The sequence below is a fragment of the Ruegeria sp. CF8 genome, from assembly GCF_056537285.1.
Genome location: NZ_JBQFRG010000004.1, coordinates 450418 through 464538, shown reverse-complemented (window position 1 = coordinate 464538; position 14121 = coordinate 450418). Strand labels below are relative to the sequence as shown.

Annotated in this window: 10 protein-coding genes; 7 read left to right on the top strand and 3 right to left on the bottom strand. The window is 56.6% G+C overall.

The window, feature by feature from the left end:
* Positions 1–377 precede the first annotated feature (377 nt).
* The 3 genes from ACR0EV_RS12410 to ACR0EV_RS12400 form a co-directional block, all read right to left on the bottom strand.
* The gene (locus ACR0EV_RS12410) at positions 378–542 is read right to left on the bottom strand and encodes a hypothetical protein (RefSeq protein WP_480800373.1); all 165 of its coding nucleotides are present in this window, start codon (positions 540–542) and stop codon (positions 378–380) included.
* A gap of 2 nt (positions 543–544) precedes the next feature.
* The gene (locus tag ACR0EV_RS12405; RefSeq protein WP_480800372.1) at positions 545–910 is read right to left on the bottom strand and encodes a VOC family protein; all 366 of its coding nucleotides are present in this window, start codon (positions 908–910) and stop codon (positions 545–547) included.
* Positions 911–1549: 639 nt separating this feature from the next.
* A complete protein-coding gene (locus tag ACR0EV_RS12400; protein WP_480800371.1) occupies positions 1550–2143 on the bottom strand; it encodes a TetR/AcrR family transcriptional regulator in 594 nt (197 codons plus the stop codon).
* Positions 2144–2383: 240 nt separating this feature from the next.
* On the opposite strand from ACR0EV_RS12400, the gene ACR0EV_RS12395 reads away from it, so the two are divergent.
* The 7 genes from ACR0EV_RS12395 (at position 2384) to ACR0EV_RS12365 (ending at position 14011) form a co-directional block, all read left to right on the top strand.
* Positions 2384–3637 carry an alpha/beta hydrolase family protein gene (locus ACR0EV_RS12395; RefSeq protein ID WP_480800370.1) on the top strand — a complete coding sequence of 418 codons (1254 nt, stop codon included), beginning with the start codon at positions 2384–2386 and terminating at the stop codon, positions 3635–3637.
* Positions 3637–4908, top strand: a complete 1272-nt coding sequence (locus ACR0EV_RS12390; protein ID WP_480800369.1) for an alpha/beta hydrolase family protein — start codon at positions 3637–3639, stop codon at positions 4906–4908. Before ACR0EV_RS12395 ends, ACR0EV_RS12390 begins: the two co-directional genes overlap by 1 nt.
* Before the next feature lie 312 nt (positions 4909–5220).
* A complete protein-coding gene (locus tag ACR0EV_RS12385; RefSeq protein WP_480800368.1) occupies positions 5221–6201 on the top strand; it encodes an SDR family NAD(P)-dependent oxidoreductase in 981 nt (326 codons plus the stop codon).
* Between the two features lie 528 nt (positions 6202–6729).
* A complete protein-coding gene (locus ACR0EV_RS12380; RefSeq protein WP_480800367.1) occupies positions 6730–7551 on the top strand; it encodes a class I SAM-dependent methyltransferase in 822 nt (273 codons plus the stop codon).
* Between the two features lie 412 nt (positions 7552–7963).
* Positions 7964–9091: an efflux RND transporter periplasmic adaptor subunit gene (locus tag ACR0EV_RS12375; protein WP_480800366.1), complete on the top strand. Its 1128-nt coding sequence runs from the start codon at positions 7964–7966 to the stop codon at positions 9089–9091.
* A gap of 1 nt (position 9092) precedes the next feature.
* Positions 9093–12236 carry an efflux RND transporter permease subunit gene (locus tag ACR0EV_RS12370; protein ID WP_480800365.1) on the top strand — a complete coding sequence of 1048 codons (3144 nt, stop codon included), beginning with the start codon at positions 9093–9095 and terminating at the stop codon, positions 12234–12236.
* Between the two features lie 164 nt (positions 12237–12400).
* Positions 12401–14011: an FAD-dependent oxidoreductase gene (locus ACR0EV_RS12365; RefSeq protein ID WP_480800364.1), complete on the top strand. Its 1611-nt coding sequence runs from the start codon at positions 12401–12403 to the stop codon at positions 14009–14011.
* Positions 14012–14121: the final 110 nt, after the last annotated feature.

Genomic DNA, 14121 nt, shown 5'->3' with positions numbered 1-14121 from the left:
CGCAAACAACAGCAAACCAACACGAAGCAGACGTTGAAAATGTTGCAGATTTGCCGGGTTCCTGCGTTCGCAGTCACCATTGCGAACATTCGATGCGTGTGTTCAACAGCTGAAACTGGAATTCTGAATAGTCGGGAGAAGATCAGTTCAATCCGTTGAGCTAAACAACGCCGGCGCGTTGCAATCCTCCCACCAAGCAGCTTTCGAATTCCATAGTCGAAGTCTTCCATTATGGAAGCTCGGGCACGAAAGGACGCCCTCAACCAAGCCTCTGGCACAATTCGGCGCCGCTCGAAAATGCCACCATGCGCAATCATCACACCAAAAGTGGCCATATCGCGGGTCGTTAGACGCAACCCAGATGTGGCAGGCGGGTTTTAAGCAACGGCTTCTGTCAACCGTTCCTGCAGCGTTTGTGCGCTGAGCACTGAGGAAAGGGCACAGATCAGAATAGCAAGCGGGTTGCAAATGAGTCTCAGAAAGAGTTGGGCCGTGGCCGCGAATTGCACATACGACAGTTCCTGGTTGTCGAACTGTACCATGCTCATGATCCTAAGTTCTGGCCAAAGCGGATCTTGTAACCGTTGAGGTCGAGCGCATTGAATTCCCGCATCCCCCACGGATAGCTTTCAGGAGCCTTCGTTATCTCCACTCCACTGTCTTTGGCACGGCGATACATTGCCTCCAAGTTATCGATATCAAAGTACAACCAATTCTCGCCAAGCTGCGGTGTTCCGCGCCAGAAATGGACACAGGCCTGACCGAGTAGGATTGCGCCATGACTCGGGGGCTCACCGTACAAGAACCTGACCGTGAACCCTAAGTGCTCTACGTACCATTCACACGCCTCGGTGACGCTCGGTACAGCAAGCGTTGGAAAAACCGCTGAGCACTCAATCGCTGCCGTCATTTGTCGCTTGTCTCAGGAACGCAGCTGATGACGCTACCGATTAGGTTCGAAGGTAGAGTATACCTTGGCCCCTCTTGCCAACCGTAGTCAGCGAGAGCACCTCGCAACTCGTCCCGGCCGACATACTTGTCACGAGACTTCTTACCACACGTAACCAGCATTACAGTTTGGTTCTGAGCAGGTTGCCTCGAAAGCCAGCTCCGCAGCTCGCGTTCAGAGGTCACCTTAATGCACTTGAGATTTGATTTGCTCAATTTTTGGTCCTTAATGCCATGGCAACACGCTTTTAGCCCAGGAAAGCGTATTCACAAAGCAGTGGTTGCTCCACGTTTCTCATTGATTAGCTTTGGGCCGCGGACCAGCCGCCGAATGGGCTTGATGCCACGGCACAGGCGGCGAAGGTCAGAATTGAGCCCATCCCGGTCATTGCTTTTTCTTGCTGCATGCGCACGCAGCAAGGAAATTTCTGCACACGCTCGTTGAGTACCGATGCCGTGCGGCGAGGAATTCAATGTTTTATGTCTGAAGCGGAGACAACTCCAATGATCGCGGACACATGATGCCGCCAAAACCCGCGGTCACAGCGAGTCCCGCGTTGGCGATTTGAGACGTAAACCACCGTCCTCTCTCCTACCCAACCTACTTGCTTAGCCCCCGCACGAACATGTCGAGTGTTTCATCGCGCATGGCGGCATAGCGCGCTTCGTGAATGCCGAACAATCCCTTGTGGAGAATCATGCCATCGACAAGGCTTGCCAACGCGCGGCCAAGACTCTCGGCATCTGCATCGCCTCTGATCGCACCCTTGGATTGCAGATGCGCGATCCGGCGGGCATAGTGGGTGCCGAGGCGGTCGAAGAAATCCGCGATGGTCGCGGTGAACACTTCTGAAGCGAGGCTGGGCCCAAAGATCTCAAAAAACGCTGCAATGAACCGGGAATGGTCTTTGGGGATGGTCATGGTCTGCGAGAGCCCTGCCGCAAAGGCCTCAAGCGTCTGGGGTAATTCAGCCTCCATGAACCGCTCTTCCAGCCCCTTGAAGTGCCGCTCGACCATAGTTGTGCCGATGGCTTCCTTGTTCTTGAAATAGAGGTAGAGGGTCCCTTTCCCCAGCCCGGCGGCCTCGGCCACATCCGCGATGGTCGCGGCGTGATATCCCGTTTCGGTGAAGACCCGCATCGCCGCATCCAGAATGCTGCTCTGCATGTCTTCGCGATCGACGATTTTGGGCATTAGGCTTAACCTCGCTGAACTTGAGGTAGGCTTGCCATAAACATGACTGGACGTCCAGTCAGTAACAAAGTACATGACTGGACAGTCAGTCAAAAACGATTCGGTATCCGTGCGTGTCGACCGATCGACACGGGTGGCCACCCGGAAACTCAACCAGTGCTGCAGCTTCGTGGGCGTTGGCGCCAGGCTGCTTGGAGAACCGGTTACAGGCCGAGGACGCATCGAGAAAGGAGTATCGCGATGATGATCGGTGAGGAGATCTTTAAGTATTTCGCGGCGCGCACGCCCCGGGTCAGGGGCCTCACGCGACGGTATTTCTTCGCCCATCCCTTCCTGGATGCCTGGTTCGCATGGTTTCCACTCAATCAGATTCAGTACGGCGGCGCCTCAGTTGGCGAGATCTACAATGTCGCCGAGCGGATCGACGAGCGGTCAAGCGCCAGTTGGACCAGGGAGTGGTTTGCCGAAGGGCTGCGCCTGGAAGAATATGCTGAAAGACTGCGGAAGCAAGGGCACACTAGGAGCTCTGCGTTGGCAAGCCTAAGAGCCTATACCTGTCATCGGACGGCCCACCTGGCGACAGATCCCGTTTTGTCAAAAGACGCCATGCAGGACACTTACGCGGCGCTCAAGCGGTGTTTCCTGGCCTACGCCCTGCACGGACCTCGCGCGATCGATCCGATCTCCATCCCCTTCGAAAGCGACGGGATGGCCGGTTACTTCATGAAACCGAACACGCATGACGTGGCGCCACGCCCCTCAATTCTCTGGTTGAACGGTGCGGAAACCATCGCCGAAGACATGCTTTGGTGGTGTGGCGCAGAGGGCGTTGCGCGCGGGTTCAACGTCGCGTGCGTCGATATGCCGGGGGACACGGCAACCCGGATCGACCGGCCCTCGCTTGTGCTGCGTGACCCTGGCGATGCCGCCCTGAAGGCGCAGATCGACTTCCTTTGCGCTCACCCGGAAGTCGATCCCGATCATCTGTTCGTCTATGGCGTCAGCATGGGGGGCTATAAGGCGGCGAGACTCGCCGGTCTCGACGACCGGCCTCGGGCGGTGGTAGCAAATGCGCCCATGCTGAATGCCGGGCAGGTGCTCGGCGCTGTGCGGAAGATCCCCGGGATGAGCAAGGAGGCCCATGGCTGGGCCTATCGCATGTTATGGCAATACGGCATTGACAATTGCCCGGACCTCAAAGGCGGAATCGACCAGCTGGTCGATGAGGTCTGGTCGTCTTTCAGAACCGATCCAGAATCCGTCTCGATGCCATTCCTAACGCTGGTTGGAGAGAACGAGCTTGGTGGAGAGGGATTGCGGCAGGCGCGCGAATTTCACCAACGCGTTCCTTCAAGTGCCAAGGCCGAGAGGATCACCACCTTAACCGAAGGCGCCGAGGCGCATTGTCAGCTCAACAACTTCCCGCTTGCGCGCCAGATCGTCTTTGACTGGTTAGACGACCACCTTTCCTCACCCATAAAGGAGGTGGCCTGATGTCCGGATGGAAGATGGGCCTTGGACGTTCCTGGAACAGCCTGGGCACGTTCAGGGATCACGAAATGGATTGGATCTTCAAACGCACGCTGCAATACGCCAATTCGAACGGCGCCGATATCGGTGATTGCCTTAGCGTCGTCCCGAAAGTCGATGAGGGCGACATCGAAACCTGGATCAGCGCCTGGGCGTCCCTGGGCCGACGCCTTGAGAACGATGCCGAGACGTCCTTGGCATCAGGAGCTCCCGTCAGTGCCCGGGACGCGTATCTGCGGGCCTCCAACTACTATCGCACGGCGGAATACGGCGCCGGTCCCACACATCCCGAATTTTATCGTCTATGGGCCAAGAGCCAGGAGTGTTTTCAGAAGGCCTGCCCTCTCTTCGACGTGCCCGTGGACATCCTGACCGTACCCTTCGAGGGCTACGATCTTCCGGCCTATTTCTGGCGGCCGGACGCCTCAAAGACGCCACGGCCGACCCTGTTTTCGGTGGGTGGCAACGATTCAAGCGGTGAGGAGGTCTGGTATTGGAGCGCCCAGGCGGCCATCGAACGCGGATACAACTTCTTCACCTTCGAGTTCCCCGGGCACCGCGGTACCGTGCACCTCTACCCGGACTGCGTGAAGCGGCCCGATATGGAAGTGCCCTTTGCTGCCGCCTTTGACGTCCTGGAGAAGCTGGACGGCGTCGATGCCCGCATTGCGCTGTCGGGCTACAGCTTTGGCGGCTACGTCGTCACGCGGGTCGCGGCATTCGAGAAACGCGTCAAAGCGCTGATCCCCAGCACCCCAATGATTGATGTCACCGCAGCCCAGCAGGCCACTCTGAAGAAAACAAGGTGGATACCCGTCACTATTCTGGCCTGGTTGACCCAGAGGCGGATGAACAAGTCATCGCTCGCTAAGTCGATGATGAACTTGGCGATGTGGAACAGCGGTCATGGAGGCGACTATTCCGCCCGTGCCATGATTGACGCTATGACTGCGGAAGACCCGGCGAAATGGCGGCTGACAGACAAACTCCAACAGATCACCTGCCCGGTCCTGGCATTGGCCGGCCAGAACGAAGGCGATGCTCTGATCGGGCAGACGCGGGAGTTTATTCAGCGCGTGTCATCCGAGACGAAGGACATCTACATCTTCACGAATGAAAAAGACGGGTCCGACGATCACTGCCAGTTCGGCAATAGGACCAATGCCAACCGGGTAACATTCGATTGGCTGGACCGGGTCTTTGACCACGATAGCGGTGGGCGCGGCCGTGTTTGACACGCTGAGGGCACTCGCGACCCAGCCCGCCCCTTCGGCGGTTTCGACACGGCCGCGCTTTGGACCGATCCTAGTGTGTCCGACAGGATGCTGCGTCTCCATCTCGACGACACGACAGAACTGGCATCACGCCCGGCGCCGCAGATCTGTGCAACGGTCTTGTGGCTGTCAAAGCGTGGCGATTGATATGAAGCAACATCCTTGTTGCGTGAATCGTCACACTGGAACCTTCCGCAAAATGCCCTTGCCATCGGGGAGGTGGAACGCGCGACGCGTGGAAGAACGTCAGAGTTGCAGTGGAAGGAGACAGACATGTCGAAGGACAATGAGGGGCGATATCCAGACGACACCGATGCGTGTCCCGCTGACCCCAATCGCCGGGACGCTTTGGCGCTCGGCCTTGCAGGGGTCGCCGGGGCCTCGCTTAGCGTGGCAGGAGCACCTGCTTCCGCACTAGCTGACCGTGAAACGGCGTTTTCGCTCGCCGGGAAGACGGCCCTCGTGACCGGCGCGGCACGCGGCATCGGGCGCGCCATAGCCGTCGCCTATGCGCGAAGTGGCGCTGACGTCGCCGCGCTTGATATTGCGGATCCGGACGCCTATGGCGACGTGTTGGGGTATCGTCTGGGGTCACGGGAGGAACTAGTCGAAACGGTCCGGCTGGTTGAGGCGGAAGGCCGCCGTGCGATCGAAGTCCGGGCGGACATCGCCAACACGCGCGCAATGCAGGGCGCCGTCGAGCAGATCCTGAGCCAGTTCGGACAGTTGGACATCGTCGTCGCGAACGCGGGTGTCGCTGGCGGCGGTCGCCTTCAGGACGTGTCCGAGGCGCATTTCAAAACCGTGCTTGACATCAATCTCACAGGAACGGCCAACACACTTCAGTCGGTCGTGCCGCACATGATCGCGCGAAACTCGGGACGCATCATCGCCGTGACGTCGATCGTGGGGCGAATGGGCGCGTCCGGTCAAGCCGACTACGCAGCCTCGAAATGGGGCATGGTCGGGTTGGTGAAATGCGCAGCCATCGATCTCGGACACCACAACATCACGGTCAACGCGATTGCGCCGACGGCTGTCAGGACGCGGATTTTCGGGAACCTCCTGGACAACTCCGAGTTCACCATCCCTTTCGAGGCGGCGCTTCGCGTCGGCCACACGCTGCCCGTAGGCATTCTGGAACCGGATGACATGACCGGCGCCGCGGTTTTCCTGGCGTCGCCGGCGGCACAATATGTCAGCGGCGCGGTGCTGGACGTCGCGGCCGGCTACAACGCGCATTACACGGGCTGATGGGATGGACCGATGGCACAGGAGATGAACACACGCCGCGGGACAACCCGCCTGATCGTTGCACTTGCCGCCGAGCTGGCGTTCGGGCTTGTCGCGGCGGGCTACATCGCGGTCACTAGGAGCCGTCTCGTTTTCGCGGACAAGGCGCCAGGATCGGGCTCCTGTTCGTGCCGTATTTTGTTACCGCCTGGCTTCTGGCGATCATCGTGATGAGGGTCCTGATTGTCTGGGTCTACAAAAAGACCGGAAACACCGCTCTCGCTGCCGTGGTCCTTGCCAGCCATACCGGATGGCTCTTCGTTCTTTGGCCGACCGGCACGACTCCGTGGCAAGACGCTATCTGGACCAGCGGTTTTGCTGCCGTCGGCCTCGTCGCGGTTCTCGCGCTCGCTCGTGTCATCAGTCGGCAGTGCCCCAGTCACGCAGTTTGGGCGAGCCACAGATCTCTCCTGGCCTTCAGACCATTACGAAGGGCCGCAACTCCCAGACATCCGAGCTCTTTTCTCGAACACCAAAATTAGAATGAAGATGAAAAACGCACGACAATACCACATCAAGCCCGAGCTACATGCCTCGGTCGACACGGGCGAACTTTGGAACGATCCGCATGTTTCCCGAAACATGATTGAGTTCCATCTTGACGATAGCCACGACCTCGCATCCCGGCGTTCGGAACAACGCGCGAGCACAGTTGCATGGATCATCAAAGCCATTCCTTTGAGCGGTCTCCGGGTCACTGATCTGGGCTGTGGTCCAGGGCTTTATGCCAAGCGCTTTGCTGAAGCCGGCGCTATCGTCACCGGCATGGACCTGAACAAACATTCAATCGCTTACGCTCGTGAAAACGTCCCGGAGGCGACTTTCCAGATTGGAAATTACCACACAGACCCGATCCCGGAAGCTGACTTGATCACGCTAATCTACGCTGACATTGGTGCCATGTCGCCTGCGCAGCGTAAAGGCTTCTTGCGCAAGGTCTATGACGCCCTGCCGGAAGGAGGCAGTTTCATAGTCGACAACCTATCTCCGGTCGCATTTAACCCAAAGGAAGAGACAGTGACGCGCCGTCATTCCGAGGGCGGTTTCTGGGCGGCTGTTCCTCACACTGAGGAACAAATCACCTTCTCCTATCCAGAGGCGAAAACCAATTTGAACAGGTTCGTCATAACCGAGGACGGTGGCCGCACCCGCATCGTCAATGTCTGGATGCAGGCCACCGAACCACATGAACTTGCGGCAGAGCTTTTCGAGGCTGGATTTCCCGATGTGTCGTCACCTGTCGAGGTCGTCACCGGCGCTCCCTGGAGAGTAGGAGATCTTGCTTTTGCTCTGATTGCCACGAAGCGGTAAAGTGAAGGGCCAATCCCCAAAGATACTCTGAGCTCAAATCGGTTTTAGTGCCTGCTCTGCCCAAAAACGTGTTTGCCATGCGAGAACATTCGGACATCCGCAGAAGCGGTTTGAATGCCCGCTCCGTCGCACGATCCGTTAGTTTGAGCAGCGCCAAAATTTGCACATGCAGCGAATGGCCGCTAAACGGGCTGCAGACGCAGAATTCGGTTGCTGTGCTCAAAGTCGGCTCTGGGCCGAACCTAAACATCACTTATTGCTAATAAATTAGTCGTATTTCGCTGCATGTGGTCCAGAAATGGAGCAGAATGATCACTAACATCAAATCAACTAGATCCTTTGTGCTAGAACATTCTAAAGTGTTCGATGGAGGATTTGACCTAAAGTCATTGTCAATCGCGGGGGCATGAAAATGATCATCAGGGTTTTTCACATCGCCACTGTTCTTTTGATCGCCCTCTCCGGCGCTCTTGTGGCTCAGCAGGGTCCTCCACCCGTGACGGTGGCAAAACCGGTTGTGAAATCCATAGTCGAAGATGATGAATTTGTCGGTCGCTTCGGCGCCGCGGCTGACGTGGACGTCCGAGCGCGGGTTTCAGGTTTTCTGGATCAGGTGCATTTCAAGGACGGAACACTCGTCGAACAGGGCGATTTGCTCTTTACGATCGACCAGCGTCAGTTTCGCACTGCATTGAGGCAAGCACGGGCACAGATCAGCATTGCCGAAGCAACAAGCGCCTTTACGACTGATCAGCTTGAACGCGCCGAGGCTTTGATCAGAAATGGCAACATCGCGGAGAGCGTGGTGGACCAACGTCGCGAAGCTTTTCTTGCGGCGCAAGGTGCTCTGGAACAAGCGCGCGCCGCACTGGAGTTGGCCGAGCTTGATCTGGAGTACTCGGAAATCCGAGCACCAATGTCAGGACGTATCGACCAAGCCCGGGTTGATCCTGGAAACCTGATCATAGCTCAAGACACCCTTTTGACATCGATCGTCTCGACCGACCCGATTTATTTCTATTTCGACATAGATGAACGCTATTTTCTGGCATACGCGCGGGACGCGCGTGCCCGCGGATCCGTTCTGCAAGAAGGCGCGGACAATCTTCAAGTACAGGTAACAGTGGCTGACCGAAGCATACCGCCTCAGAACGGAATACTGGATTTCTCGGAAAACCGCATTGATGATGAAACCGGCACAATGCGCGTACGCGCAGTTCTGCGCAACCCGGATGAGCTTTTGACACCCGGTCTGTTCGGACGCGTCAACGTTCCGGGATCGCTTCCCTATGAGGGCATTCTGATCCCGGATGAAGCGATTGCTTCCGATCAAAACCGAAGACTGGTGATGACAGTGGATGCTGAAGGCAACGTCATACCAAAGGAAATCCGACCGGGCCCCAGAATAGACGGCTACAGGGTCGTGCGTGAAGGTTTGGATGGGTCGGAGACGCTGGTCATCGAAGGTCTTGTGCGCGCCCGTCCGGGCACCGTCGTTGCTGCGGAAATGATCGAGCTACCGTTGGTCGCAGAAAACTGATATGGGGCGGTTTTTTGTCACTCGACCCATCTTTGCGATCGTTGTCGCGGTTGTGACAACTATCGTTGGGTTGCTCGCGTATTTCGAATTACCCGTTGAGCAGTACCCGGAAATCGCCCCGCCATCGATTGTGGTCAGGGCAAGTTACCCCGGAGCAGACGCTGAAACAATTGCTGCCACGGTCGCGACCCCGTTGGAGCAAGAAATCAACGGTGTTGAGGGCATGCTCTACATGTCGTCATATTCGACGGCTGACGGGTCTATGTCGCTGACGATTACGTTTGAACTAGGCACCAATCTCGACGCTGCCCAGGTTCTTGTCCAAAACCGCGTTTCTATCGCTGAACCGCGCCTTCCGCAGGAGGTCAGGGCGCTCGGCGTCACGACGAACAAGTCTTCACCCGATCTTATGATGGTCATCCATATGCTCTCGCCCGATGAGACCTTTGACCAGCTTTATGTATCCAACTACGCCCGTTCGCGTGTCAGAGATCGCCTCGTGCGCCTTGATGGCGTTGGCGATCTCATTATTTTCGGTGAACGGGAATTCTCGGCACGCGTGTGGTTGGACCCGGACCGGCTTGGCTCGCTAGGGCTGACGTCAGGCGATGTCGTCGCAGCGCTGCGCGAACAAAACGTTCAGGTTTCGGGCGGTTCCTTGGGATCACCGCCCAATGCGACCGACAGCGCCTTTCAAGTAACGCTCACAACGCAAGGCCGATTGGAAGATCCACGCCAGTTTGGTCGCGTCATCGTTAAGTCGACTGACGACGGGCGCGTTGTACGGGTCAGGGATGTGGCGCGGGTTGAAATTGGAGCACGCTCCTACGTGACCAACTCGTACTTGAACAACAAACCGGCCGTGGCCCTTGGCATTTTCCAGCGACCGGGCTCGAACGCATTGGCGTCGGCGGATGAGATTTTGGCGGTTGTCGAAGAACTGTCACAAGATTTCCCGTCCGGGCTTGAGTATCAGGTGGTCTACAACCCTACAGAGTTCATCGAAGCCTCGGTGAACGCGGTTTATCGAACTTTGTTCGAAGCGGTATTGCTGGTTGTTGTTGTGATCGTTGTTTTTCTTCAGAGCTGGCGAACGGCCATCATACCGTTGATCGCTATTCCTGTGTCACTTATCGGGACATTTGCCGTGATGCTGGCGCTTGGATACTCGCTGAATTTGCTGACGCTGTTCGGGCTCATTCTGGCTATCGGAATCGTCGTGGACGATGCCATCGTTGTGGTTGAAAACGTTGAGCGAAACATCAAAAACGGCATGTCTCCGAAGGATGCGTCCGCCCGCACCATGGACGAAGTCCAAAACGCGATCATCGGGACGACACTGGTTCTGATAGCTGTCTTTGTGCCAGCCGCTCTGGTTCCCGGCATTACCGGCCAATTCTACAGACAATTTGCTGTAACGATTTCCGTCGCAACAGTTATTTCGACCATCAATTCACTTAGCCTTTCGCCAGCGATGGCCGCCGTGATCTTGAAGCCAAACTCGAGCGCATCAACACGAAACCCGCTGGCCTTTGTCACAGACCCACTCAGCAACGGGTTCAACAGGGGATTTGACGCGATGGCGTCCGCCTATGGTCGGACCGTACGCGCATTGTCCGGTTCAACAGGGATCCGCAGCATCGTACTGCTGGTCTTTGCCGGATTGATGGGCGGAACATACTGGATCACGACAAAAGTGCCGACCGGGTTCATCCCGGAAATGGACCAAGGATACGCCATCGTTGTCGTGCAATTGCCGGACGGTGCGGCACTGGACCGGACCGACGATATCATCAAGCAAGCGACTGAGATAGCATTGGAAACGCCCGGGGTTACGAACGCCGTGGCATTTGCGGGCTTTTCCGGGGCGACTTTTACCAATGCAAGCAATCAAGGTGTGATTTTCACTACCTTCGAGAGCTTTGAAAGCCGCCAGGAAAACGGGCTGACTGCAGGTGCCATTGTGGGCCAGCTTTTTGGCCGGATGCAGGCTCTGCGCGAAGCCTTTATCATCGCCATTGCACCTCCGGCGGTCCGCGGGGTTGGCACGGGTGGCGGTTTCAAGCTTCAGCTTCAGGAACTTGAAAGCGCAGACATGTCCCGCGTGTTGCAATCTGCCTATGCAGTCATGGGCAGTGCCAGCCAGTCGGACAAGGTTCAGGGCGTGTTCACGACCTTTTCGTCTGGGTCACCGCAGCTGTACCTTGAGATCAATCGCGTTCGGGCGCAAATGCTCAACGTCCCGATTGGCGAAATATTCGAGGCACTCTCGATCAACCTTGGGTCTGCCTATGTGAACGACTTCAATGCTTTCGGGCGTCTTTTCCAGGTGCGCGCGCAGGCGGATGAGCCGTTCCGTCTGAACCAGAGTGATATTCGAAGTCTACGAGTCCGTTCCGCAACAGGTGCTTTGGTTCCGTTGGGCACCTTGGTTACTGTCCGCGAAACTGCAGGCCCCGCCTTGGTTCAGCGTTACAATCAACAGGTTTCTGTACCGGTTCAGGGGTCGCCAGCACCCGGCGTGTCAACGGGGCAGGCATTGCTGGAGATGGAAGCACTCGCAGAAACCGTCATGCCGCCTGGGTTGGATTTTGAATGGACCGAGCTTGCTTTGCAGGAACGAAATCAGGGCAACACGGCAGCATACATCTTTGCATTTTCAGTGCTGTTTGCCTTCCTGTTTCTCGCGGCGCTCTACGAAAGCTGGACGCTTCCGATGGTCATTATCCTGATCGTTCCTCTTGCGGTTCTGGGCGCGATGCTGGGCGTGATGTTCCGAGGGATGGACAATAATATTCTGACGCAAGTTGGATTGATTGTTCTTGTGGGGCTTGCCGCAAAGAATGCCATTCTTATCGTGGAGTTCGCCAAACAAGCGCAGGAAGAACGTGGGTTGTCAGCTATTGATGCCGCTGTCGAAGCCAGCCAATTGCGCTTGCGGCCAATACTGATGACTGCATTCGCGTTTATACTCGGCGTTGTGCCCTTGATGATCGCAGTCGGTCCCGGTTCAGAGATGCGACAAGCACTTGGAACGGCAGTGTTTTTTGGCATGTCGGGCGTAACTCTGCTTGGGCTGTTTTTCACACCTGTTTTCTATGTGGCCATGCGCACGGTATTCCCGATGCGGCAAGCCACGACGTAAGCCAATGGTGCAGTGACCGATGCATTGCATGGCTCACTGCACGGGAAGCAGCATGCGAAACGTCGGCAGGTCTAAGGCGGAAGCCTCAGTGCCGAATGAATGGGTGAAAATCTCGAAATAGCCGCTAGGTCTTGTAACAGCGCTGAACGTCAGGAGAACTGCACATGGAGAGCCTTGCTGCCAACCTTCGCGAAATGACACGAACGCCTTTGCATCAGAGCCATGTCGAAACCTTGAAAGCGTTAGGCACTGAAGTAAGTTTTGTAGCAGGCCAAATGATCGCTGAGGTTGGCGATCCGATGGATAAGTTCATCTACATTGTTGCCGGTCGTGTTGAGGTAATTGATCCACAAACGCGAGAGGCTTATCTACCGACGTCCCTTGGGCCGACGCAGTTTCTGGGAGAGATCGCGTTTCTCAGCGGTGGGGTCTATTCGCTGCCGATGCGTGCCAGAGAGAACACGCGTGCTATTTCTGTGCCGCGCGAGAAGATGCTGGACGCAATGTCGCGCATTCCAGAGATGTCAGATATCGTCATCACTGTTTTTTCAGCACGTCGCCGACGTCAAATCGAAGACAACGACAGTTCTCTGAAACTGATTGGCGCTGACCTGGATCGCAACATCCGTCAAATCGAAGAGTTTGCTATCCGGAACAAGATCCCTTTCCAAACGTTGGATCTAGGTTCTGAGAATGCATGTGAGGTCGCGCAGGCGTGTCACCTGACAGGTCATCAGCCGGCGGTAATCTTTGGCGACAGCCTGGTAGTTGATAACCCGACCCCAGCCAAGGTCGCCCGATTGCTCGGGCTTGAACAGTCTTACGATTGCCGAGAGGTCATAGATGTATTGATTGTTGGAGGTGGTCCGGCCGGGGTCGCGGCTGCGGTCTACGCTGGTGCGGAAGGGCTGTCTGCGATTGTTGTGGAAGACCTCGCGGTTGGGGGGCAGGCTGGGACATCCAGCCGGATCGAGAATTACATGGGTTTTCCGACAGGCATATCGGGCGCCGACCTTGTATGGCGAGGGGAAGTCCAAGCCATGAAGTTTGGCACCCGATTTGTTCGCCCAAAACAGGCTAGTCAACTGCAACGTCAATCCGATGGCGTGTTTTGTGTAACGCTGGATGATGGACAAAAGTTAAGGGCACGCTCGGTCGTAGTTGCCACAGGCGTCCAGTACAGGCGCCTGCCTCTGGACAGGCTGAAGGACTTTGAGGGTTTGGGCATCTACTATGCCGCGACTGAAATGGAAGCGCGCTATTGCAAGGATACAGATGTGGTCGTGGTTGGGGGAGGCAACTCTGCTGGGCAAGCAGCGATGTACCTGTCGCGATCAGCTAAACATGTCCATATTCTGGTACGAGGAGACAGCTTGGCTGCGTCGATGTCAGACTACCTGTTATCAAGGTTAGAGGCGGATCCGGCGGTCACCATCCACTACAAGTCCCAGCTAAAGACACTCCTCGGGGACGAAGCCATGTCCAGTGTCATTATTGAGCGTGACGGATCAGACTGGCCACTCGACTGCAGCGCCGCCTTTATTATGGTTGGCGCCGCGCCTAACACCGAATGGCTGTCGCAGAGCTGCCAGCTGGACGCACGCGGTTTTGTGGTTACTGGCAACGACGCCAAGGCCGTATCATCATTAGCAACGTCTTGTGCCGGGATTTTTGCCGTGGGCGATGTGCGCGCAGGGTCGGTCAAGCGCGTTGCCTCTGCGGTGGGTGAAGGGTCAGTTGTCATATCCCAAGCTTGGGAATACCTGCAAAACTGAATGGTTTTATCCGCATAAGAGCTACTTCGCTGTCCTGCCTAGGCTAGCCCGGTTACAACCAAACAGGGATTTTCTTTGTCAATGCGGTCTCCAGTCGGGTCTTTATTGCT

What these genes read in the sequence shown, in the direction of transcription:
- ACR0EV_RS12410 (WP_480800373.1), bottom strand. Translation starts at nt 542, where the DNA reads ATGGTACAGTTCGACAACCAGGAACTGTCGTATGTGCAATTCGCGGCC.
- ACR0EV_RS12405 (WP_480800372.1), bottom strand. Translation starts at nt 910, where the DNA reads ATGACGGCAGCGATTGAGTGCTCAGCGGTTTTTCCAACGCTTGCTGTA.
- ACR0EV_RS12400 (WP_480800371.1), bottom strand. Translation starts at nt 2,143, where the DNA reads ATGCCCAAAATCGTCGATCGCGAAGACATGCAGAGCAGCATTCTGGAT.
- ACR0EV_RS12395 (WP_480800370.1), top strand. Translation starts at nt 2,384, where the DNA reads ATGATGATCGGTGAGGAGATCTTTAAGTATTTCGCGGCGCGCACGCCC.
- ACR0EV_RS12390 (WP_480800369.1), top strand. Translation starts at nt 3,637, where the DNA reads ATGTCCGGATGGAAGATGGGCCTTGGACGTTCCTGGAACAGCCTGGGC.
- ACR0EV_RS12385 (WP_480800368.1), top strand. Translation starts at nt 5,221, where the DNA reads ATGTCGAAGGACAATGAGGGGCGATATCCAGACGACACCGATGCGTGT.
- ACR0EV_RS12380 (WP_480800367.1), top strand. Translation starts at nt 6,730, where the DNA reads ATGAAAAACGCACGACAATACCACATCAAGCCCGAGCTACATGCCTCG.
- ACR0EV_RS12375 (WP_480800366.1), top strand. Translation starts at nt 7,964, where the DNA reads ATGATCATCAGGGTTTTTCACATCGCCACTGTTCTTTTGATCGCCCTC.
- ACR0EV_RS12370 (WP_480800365.1), top strand. Translation starts at nt 9,093, where the DNA reads ATGGGGCGGTTTTTTGTCACTCGACCCATCTTTGCGATCGTTGTCGCG.
- ACR0EV_RS12365 (WP_480800364.1), top strand. Translation starts at nt 12,401, where the DNA reads ATGGAGAGCCTTGCTGCCAACCTTCGCGAAATGACACGAACGCCTTTG.